This window comes from Kineococcus glutinatus (genome assembly GCF_039542765.1).
In the GTDB taxonomy this organism is placed as follows: domain Bacteria; phylum Actinomycetota; class Actinomycetes; order Actinomycetales; family Kineococcaceae; genus Kineococcus_A; species Kineococcus_A glutinatus.
Genome location: NZ_BAABIL010000252.1, coordinates 1 through 6724, shown reverse-complemented (window position 1 = coordinate 6724; position 6724 = coordinate 1). Strand labels below are relative to the sequence as shown.

Sequence of the window (6724 nt, the reverse complement as noted above, 5' to 3'; positions counted from 1 at the left end):
CGCACCCTGGCGGCGCTGCGCCGCCGCGGCCTGCCGCGCCGCCGGGTGCCCCGTGCGCTCGGACGCCTTCGGCGTCGGCCCCCGGCCCTCCAGGCCGCGGCGGTTCTTGCCGCCGGTGCCCGTGCCCGAGCCGACGTTCTTCGACGACTTGCGGACCGCCCCGCGTCGCTGGGAGTTGCCTGCCACTACTGCTCACCCTCCACGGTCCACGTCGGCCCCGCCGAGGTGTCCTCGATCACGATGCCGGCCCCCTTGAGCCGGTCCCTGATGGCGTCGGCCGCGGCGAAGTCCCGCGCCGCCCGCGCCCGCGCCCGCTCCTCCAGCTGCGCCGCCACGAGCACGTCCAGCGCGCCCCGCAGCCGCGCCGCCGCACCGGCGGACCCCTCCTGCGCCGTCCACAGCGGCGACAGCGGGTCCAGGCCCAGCACGTCGAGCCCGGCCCGCACGCGCCCCAGCGCCGCCGCCAGCGTCCCCGCGTCACCGGCCGCCAGCGCGGCGTTGCCCGCCCGGACGTCCTCGTGCAGGACCGCCAGCGCCGTCGGGGTCGCCAGGTCGTCGTCCATCGCCGCGGCGAAGTCCGCACCGACACCCGCCGGGACGGACCCCGCCCCACCCAGCCGCTCGCCGGCGCGGCGCACGAAACCCTCCAGGCGGGCGTAGGCGGTCTCCGCCTCCGCCAGGGAACCCTCCGACCACTCCAGGTGGGAGCGGTAGTGCGCCGAGACCAGGTAGTAGCGCAGCACCACACCGCGGTAGCGGCCCAGCAGGTGCGGGACGCCGAGCACGTTGCCCAGCGACTTGCTCATCTTCTCCCCGGCCATCGTGACCCAGCCGTTGTGCAGCCAGTACCGCGCGAAACCGTCCCCGGCCGCCCGCGACTGCGCCAGCTCGTTCTCGTGGTGCGGGAAGCGCAGGTCCAGCCCGCCGCCGTGCACGTCGAACTCCGCGCCCAGGTAGCGCCCGGCCATCGCCGAGCACTCCAGGTGCCAGCCCGGCCGGCCCCGGCCCCACGGCGTCGCCCACGACGCGGTCGCCGGCTCACCGGCCTTGGCGCCCTTCCACAGCGCGAAGTCCCGCGGGTCGCGCTTGCCGCGCGGGTCGGCGTCGGCGGCGTCCTGCATGTCGTCGAGGCGCTGGTGCGTCAGCTCCCCGTAGGACGGCCAGGAGCGCACGTCGAAGTAGACGTCCCCCGAGCCGTCCCCGGCGGCGTAGGCGTGCCCGGCGGCGAGCAGGCGCTCGACCAGCTCGACCATCTCCGGCACGTGGCCGGTGGCGCGCGGCTCGATCGTCGCGGGCAGCACGCCGAGGGCGTCGTAGGCCGCGGCGAACTCCCGCTCGTGGCGGTAGGCGTGCGCCCACCACTCCACGCCCGCCTCGGCCGACCTGGCGAGGATCTTGTCGTCGACGTCGGTGACGTTGCGGACGTAGGTCACCTCGAGACCACCGGCGACCAGCCAGCGGCGCAGCACGTCGAAGGCGACCTGCGAGCGCACGTGCCCGAGGTGGGGCGAGCCCTGGGGGGTGGCGCCGCAGACGTACACGCCGACCCGGCCGGGGTGCAGCGGCACGAAGTCGCGCACCGCCCCTCGGGAGCTGTCGTACAGGCGCAGGCTCACCGGGCAAGGCTACCGGGGGCGGACCGGTCCACCCGCCCGGAACCTCGCGGGCACCCGGCAGGAGCGTTACCGTCCGCTCATGCCGTCGACCGTGACCGGAGTCGTCTCGCGGGCCAAGGGCGCCCCCGTGGAGCTGGTGGAGATCGTGGTGCCCGACCCGGGCCCGGGTGAGGTGGTGGTGGACGTCGCGGCGTGCGGGGTGTGCCACACCGACCTGCACTACCGCGAGGGCGGCATCAACGACGAGTTCCCGTTCCTGCTGGGGCACGAGGCCGCCGGCACCGTGGCCGCCGTCGGGGAGGGCGTGAGCACCCACGCCGTCGGGGACCGGGTGGTGCTGAACTGGCGGGCGGTGTGCGGTCGCTGCCGGGCCTGCAGGCGCGGTGAGCCGCAGTACTGCTTCGCCACCCACAACGCGAGCCGGCCGATGACGCTGGCCGACGGCACCCCGCTCTCGCCCGCGCTGGGCATCGGGGCCTTCGCCGCCAAGACCCTGGTGGCCGCCGGCCAGGCCACGATCATCGACACCGATGCCCTGGGCGGCTGGTGGGACCCGGCGGTGGCCGGGCTGCTGGGCTGCGGGGTGATGGCCGGCCTGGGCGCGGCGGTCAACACCGCCCCGGTGCGCCGCGGCGACACGGTGGCCGTGATCGGCTGCGGTGGGGTGGGGTGCGCGGCGATCGCCGGGGCGGTGCTGGCCGGGGCGCGGCGGGTCGTCGCCGTCGACGTCGACGCCGGGAAGCTCGCGTGGGCGCAGCGGCTGGGGGCCAGCCACACCGTCGACTCCTCGCGGCTGGACGAGGACGGCGTGGTGGCCGCGGTGCAGGCGCTCACCGACGGCGTCGGGGCAGACGTGGTGATCGACGCGGTGGGCCGACCCGAGACGTGGCGGCAGGCGTTCTACGCCCGCGACCTGGCCGGCACCGTGGTGCTGGTCGGGGTCCCCACCCCCGAGATGCAGCTGAGCGTCCCGCTGCTGGACGTCTTCGGCCGCGGGGGTGCGCTGAAGTCGTCCTGGTACGGGGACTGCCTGCCCGAGCGGGACTTCCCCGCCCTGCTGGAGCTGCACACCCGCGGCCGGTTGCCGCTGGACGCCTTCGTCACCGAGCGCATCGCCCTGGAGGAGGTCGAAGCCGCCTTCGCGACCATGGCCCGCGGCGACGTCCTGCGCTCCGTGGTGGTGCTGGACGGCAGCGGCGCGGGAGCGACCTCGTGAGCGCCCGCGTCGAGCACCTCGTCACCTCCGGCACGTTCAGCCTCGACGGGCAGACCTTCGACGTCGACAACAACGTCTGGATCGTCGGCGACGACACCGAGTGCGTCGTCATCGACGCCCCCCACGACGCCCGCGCCGTCGCCGACGCCGCCCTCGGCACCACCGGCGCGCGCCGGGTGCTGGCCGTGGTCTGCACCCACGCCCACGACGACCACGTCCGCCGCGCCCCCGAGCTGGCCGAGCGCCTCACCGCGGTGCAGGGCCGGCACGTGCCGATCCTGCTGCACCCCGCCGACCAGCCCGTCTGGGAGCTCACCCACGGGCGCACCGCCGCCGGTGCCGCCGACGACGGCACCGGCGCGAGCTCCCCCGGCCCCTCGCACGCCACCACGCCGCTGGCCGACGGGCAGGTCCTGCAGGTGGCCGGCACGGAGCTGCACGTCCTGCACACCCCCGGGCACAGCCCCGGCTCGGTCTGCCTCTACGCCCCCGAGCTCGCGACCGTCTTCACCGGCGACACCCTGTTCGCCGGCGGCCCCGGCGCGACGGGACGCTCGTTCTCCGACTTCCCCACGATCGTCGACTCCATCCGCGAGCGGCTGCTCACCCTGCCCCCGGACACCCGGGTGCTCACCGGCCACGGGGGGTCCACCACGATCGGCGACGAGGCCCCGCACCTGCAGGAGTGGATCGACCGCGGGCACTGACCCGGCCGCACCCGGCACCCGCACCCGGCGCCAGCGGATGCCGGGAGCCCGCCCGGCTGGCAGCATCCAGGCACTGCCGACCCCCCGAGGAGCCTGGACGTCGTGACCGAGAACGTGCCTCCCGCACCCGTGGCGGCCACGGGCGAGCCCACGAAGGACGTGGTGGGCTCCAAGGTGTCCTCCGCCGCCCAGTGGGCGCTGCGGCTGCTCATCCTGGGCGCCTTCGCGTACGCGCTGCTGTGGCTGCTCGGCAAGAGCTGGTCGCTGCTCTTCCCCCTGCTGCTCGGCGTGCTGCTCGCCGCGGTGCTGTGGCCCCTGACGGCGCTGCTGCGCCGGTTCCTGCCGAACGTCGTGGCGGCGCTGCTGTCGCTGCTGGTCCTCGTGGGCGTCGTCGCCGGCGTGTTCGCCTCGATCATCCCCAGCGTCACCAGCCAGACGTCGGAGGTCGTCGACAGCGCCAACGCCGGCCTGGACCAGGTGCAGACCTGGGTGACCGGCCCCCCGCTCAACCTCGGCGACGACCAGATCGGCGACCTCATCAACGAGGGGGTCAGCCGGCTGCAGTCCAACGCGCAGTCCATCGCGCTCGGCGTGGTCGGCGGCCTCAGCAGCGTCGGCTCGGGCGTGATCACCACGCTGCTCGTGCTGGTGCTGGCGTTCTTCTGCCTCAACGACGGCGACCGCTTCATCCCCTGGTCGCGCCGCTGGCTGGACGAGCGCACCTGGCGGCACGCCGACGCCCTGGGCACCCGCATCTGGAAGGTGCTGCGCGGCTACATCCTCTCCCAGGCGGCGGTGGCGTTCGTGGACGCGCTGTTCATCGGCGTCGGCCTCGCCGTCCTCGACGTGCCCTTCGCGCTGCCGCTGGGCGTCATCATCTTCTTCGCGTCGTTCATCCCGATCATCGGCGCCGTGGTCACCGGGCTGCTGGCGGTGCTGGTGGCCCTGGTGACGGCCGGGTGGGTCCAGGCGCTCATCGTGCTGGGCATCGTGCTGCTGGTGCAGCAGATCGAGGGCAACGTCCTGCAGCCGCTCCTGGTCGGGCACACCATGAACCTGCACCCCGGCGTGGTCATCGGTGCCGTGACCATCGGCAGCACGCTCTACGGCATCACCGGGGCGTTCCTGTCCGTGCCGGTGGCGGCGATCCTCGCGGTGGTGCTGCGCTACGTGCGGCACACGCTGCGACCCGACGAGCCGGAGAACCCCGAGCGCGACGAGCGCGAGCAGGAGCGGATCGAGCGCATCCAGCGGCTGCGGCGGGCGCCCCGGCCGGCGGAGCAGCGGGCCGAGCCGGCGTCCTGAGCCCCGGGGTGGGGCCCCGCCCGCGCGGAGGGCCCTACCCCCCGGCCAGCGGCACGACGAGGGCGGTCGCGACGGCCGCCAGCCCCTCCCCGCGGCCGGTGAAGCCCAGCCCGTCGGTGGTGGTCCCCGCGACGCTCACGGGGGCGCCGCACGCCTCGCCGAGCGCCAGCTGCGCCTCGGCCCGGCGGGTGCCGATCTTGGGGGCGTTGCCGATGACCTGCACGGAGACGTTGCCGATGCGGAAGCCGGCCTCGCGCACCAGCCGGGCGGCCTCCGCGAGCAGCACGGGCCCCGGCGCGCCGGCCCACTGCGGCCGCGAGGTGCCGAAGTGCAGGCCCAGGTCGCCCAGGCCGGCCGCGGCGAAGAGGGCGTCGGCGGCGGCGTGGGCCGCGACGTCGCCGTCGGAGTGCCCCTCGGGGCCGGTGGGCTCCCCGGGCCACAGCAGCCCGGCCACCCGGCAGGGCCGGCCGGCGGCGAGGGCGTGCACGTCGACGCCCGTCCCCACCCGGGGCAGGGGCTGCAGGCTGCTCACGGGGCCTCCTCGGCGCGTTCGGGGGCGTGCCCGGCCAGCACGGCCTCGGCCAGCAGCAGGTCGATCGGTCGGGTGATCTTGAAGGCGTGCTCCGAGCCGGGCACGACGAGCACCTCGTGCCCGGCGGCCTCGACCATGCCCGCGTCGTCCGTCACGGCCAGCCCCGCCGGCGGGTCGGCGTGCACGGCCCGCAGCAGGGCGGCGTCGAAGCCCTGCGGGGTCTGCACGGCCCACAGCTCGCGGCGGTCGGGCGTGCCGACGACGACACCGCCGCGGACCTGCTTGATCGTGTCGGTCACCGGCAGGGCCGGCACCACGGCGCGGGCGCCGGCGCGGACGGCGCGGACGACGTCGGCGAACACGGCGGGCGGCGTCAGGCAGCGGGCGGCGTCGTGGACCAGCACGACGTCGACGTCCCCGGGGACCCGGTCGAGGGCCGCGCGCACGGAGCCCTGCCGATCGGGGGCCCCCTCCACGACGTGCACCTCGCACCGCCCCGCGACCGGGGCCAGCAGCGACGTCACCCGCGCGCTCGACCCCGGGGGGCAGGCGACCACGACGACGTCCACGCCGGCCGCCCGGCTGAGCGCGTGCACCAGCAACGGCCGCCCGGCCAGCTCGACCAGGGCCTTGGGGCGCGCCGCGCCCAGCCGTTCGCCCCGACCCGCCGCCGGGACGACGAGCGCGGACCTCAGGACGCGAGGACCTCGTCGAGGAGGGACTCGGCCTTGTCCTCGTTGGTGTTCTCGGCCAGGGCCAGCTCGGAGACGAGGATCTGCCGCGCCTTGGCGAGCATCCGCTTCTCCCCCGCGGACAGACCGCGGTCCTGGTCGCGGCGCCACAGGTCGCGCACGACCTCGGCGACCTTGATCACGTCACCGGAGGCCAGCTTCTCGAGGTTCGCCTTGTAGCGGCGCGACCAGTTGGTCGGCTCCTCGGCGTACGGGGTGCGCAGCACCGAGAACACCCGCTCCAGGCCCTCGCGGCCGACGACGTCGCGCACACCCACCAGGTCGACGTTGTCCGCGGGAACCTCGATGGTCAGGTCGCCCTGGGCGACCTTCAGGACGAGGTAGAGCTTGTCCTCGCCCTTGATGGTCCGGGTCTTGATCTCCTCGATCAGTGCGGCCCCGTGATGGGGGTAGACAACCGTTTCGCCGACCGTGAAAGCCATGTTATTGAGACCCCTTTCCCTGTTTCCAGGTTACCACGGGAAGCGCTCCCCGGACAGACCCGTGATCCGCGTTTTCGCAGGTCAGAGCCCCCGCGCACCGCCGATCCCGCCTTGACAGGGCCGCCGGGACGTGCTGCCGGGGCCCCCGCCGCCCCCGCCGCGCGCGCCGCGGCG

The 6724-nt window shown here is 75.4% G+C and carries 7 protein-coding genes and 1 pseudogene; 3 read left to right on the top strand and 5 right to left on the bottom strand.

The annotated features are described in order from the left end of the window. Both ABEB16_RS10435 and cysS read right to left on the bottom strand, forming a co-directional pair. Window positions 1-186 (bottom strand): annotated as a pseudogene (locus ABEB16_RS10435) (23S rRNA (guanosine(2251)-2'-O)-methyltransferase RlmB); the annotation flags it as partial. Continuing rightward, entirely contained in the window at window positions 186-1616 is a 1431-nt protein-coding gene (gene cysS, locus ABEB16_RS10430; RefSeq protein WP_345712186.1) for a cysteine--tRNA ligase, read from the bottom strand. The pseudogene ABEB16_RS10435 and the gene cysS, both read right to left, overlap by 1 nt. 79 nt (window positions 1617-1695) lie before the next feature. On the opposite strand from cysS, the gene ABEB16_RS10425 reads away from it, so the two are divergent. The 3 genes from ABEB16_RS10425 (at window position 1696) to ABEB16_RS10415 (ending at window position 4844) form a co-directional block, all read left to right on the top strand. After that, entirely contained in the window at window positions 1696-2832 is a 1137-nt protein-coding gene (locus ABEB16_RS10425; RefSeq protein WP_345712185.1) for an S-(hydroxymethyl)mycothiol dehydrogenase, read from the top strand. Beyond that, complete coding sequence (locus ABEB16_RS10420; protein WP_345712184.1) at window positions 2829-3539, top strand: MBL fold metallo-hydrolase; 711 nt, start codon at window positions 2829-2831, stop codon at window positions 3537-3539. The genes ABEB16_RS10425 and ABEB16_RS10420 overlap by 4 nt, the downstream gene beginning before the upstream one ends. Before the next feature lie 102 nt (window positions 3540-3641). Then, the gene (locus ABEB16_RS10415; protein WP_345712183.1) at window positions 3642-4844 is read left to right on the top strand and encodes an AI-2E family transporter; all 1203 of its coding nucleotides are present in this window, start codon (window positions 3642-3644) and stop codon (window positions 4842-4844) included. Between the two features lie 34 nt (window positions 4845-4878). Here the strand turns inward: ABEB16_RS10415 and ispF are convergent, their stop codons facing one another. The 3 genes from ispF to ABEB16_RS10400 are packed head-to-tail and all read right to left on the bottom strand — an operon-like array spanning window position 4879 to window position 6550. After that, window positions 4879-5367: a 2-C-methyl-D-erythritol 2,4-cyclodiphosphate synthase gene (gene ispF / locus ABEB16_RS10410; RefSeq protein ID WP_345712188.1), complete on the bottom strand. Its 489-nt coding sequence runs from the start codon at window positions 5365-5367 to the stop codon at window positions 4879-4881. Between the two features lie 5 nt (window positions 5368-5372). Then, window positions 5373-6026 carry a 2-C-methyl-D-erythritol 4-phosphate cytidylyltransferase gene (gene ispD / locus ABEB16_RS10405; RefSeq protein WP_425560159.1) on the bottom strand — a complete coding sequence of 218 codons (654 nt, stop codon included), beginning with the start codon at window positions 6024-6026 and terminating at the stop codon, window positions 5373-5375. A 41-nt stretch (window positions 6027-6067) separates the two neighbouring features. Next, on the bottom strand, window positions 6068-6550 hold the full coding sequence (locus ABEB16_RS10400; protein WP_345712182.1) for a CarD family transcriptional regulator: 483 nt from the start codon (window positions 6548-6550) through the stop codon (window positions 6068-6070). Between the last annotated feature and the right edge of the window lie 174 nt (window positions 6551-6724).

Coding starts and splice junctions, on each gene's coding strand:
- ABEB16_RS10425 (WP_345712185.1), top strand. CDS start 1,696: ATGCCGTCGACCGTGACCGGAGTCGTCTCGCGGGCCAAGGGCGCCCCC.
- ABEB16_RS10400 (WP_345712182.1), bottom strand. CDS start 6,550: ATGGCTTTCACGGTCGGCGAAACGGTTGTCTACCCCCATCACGGGGCC.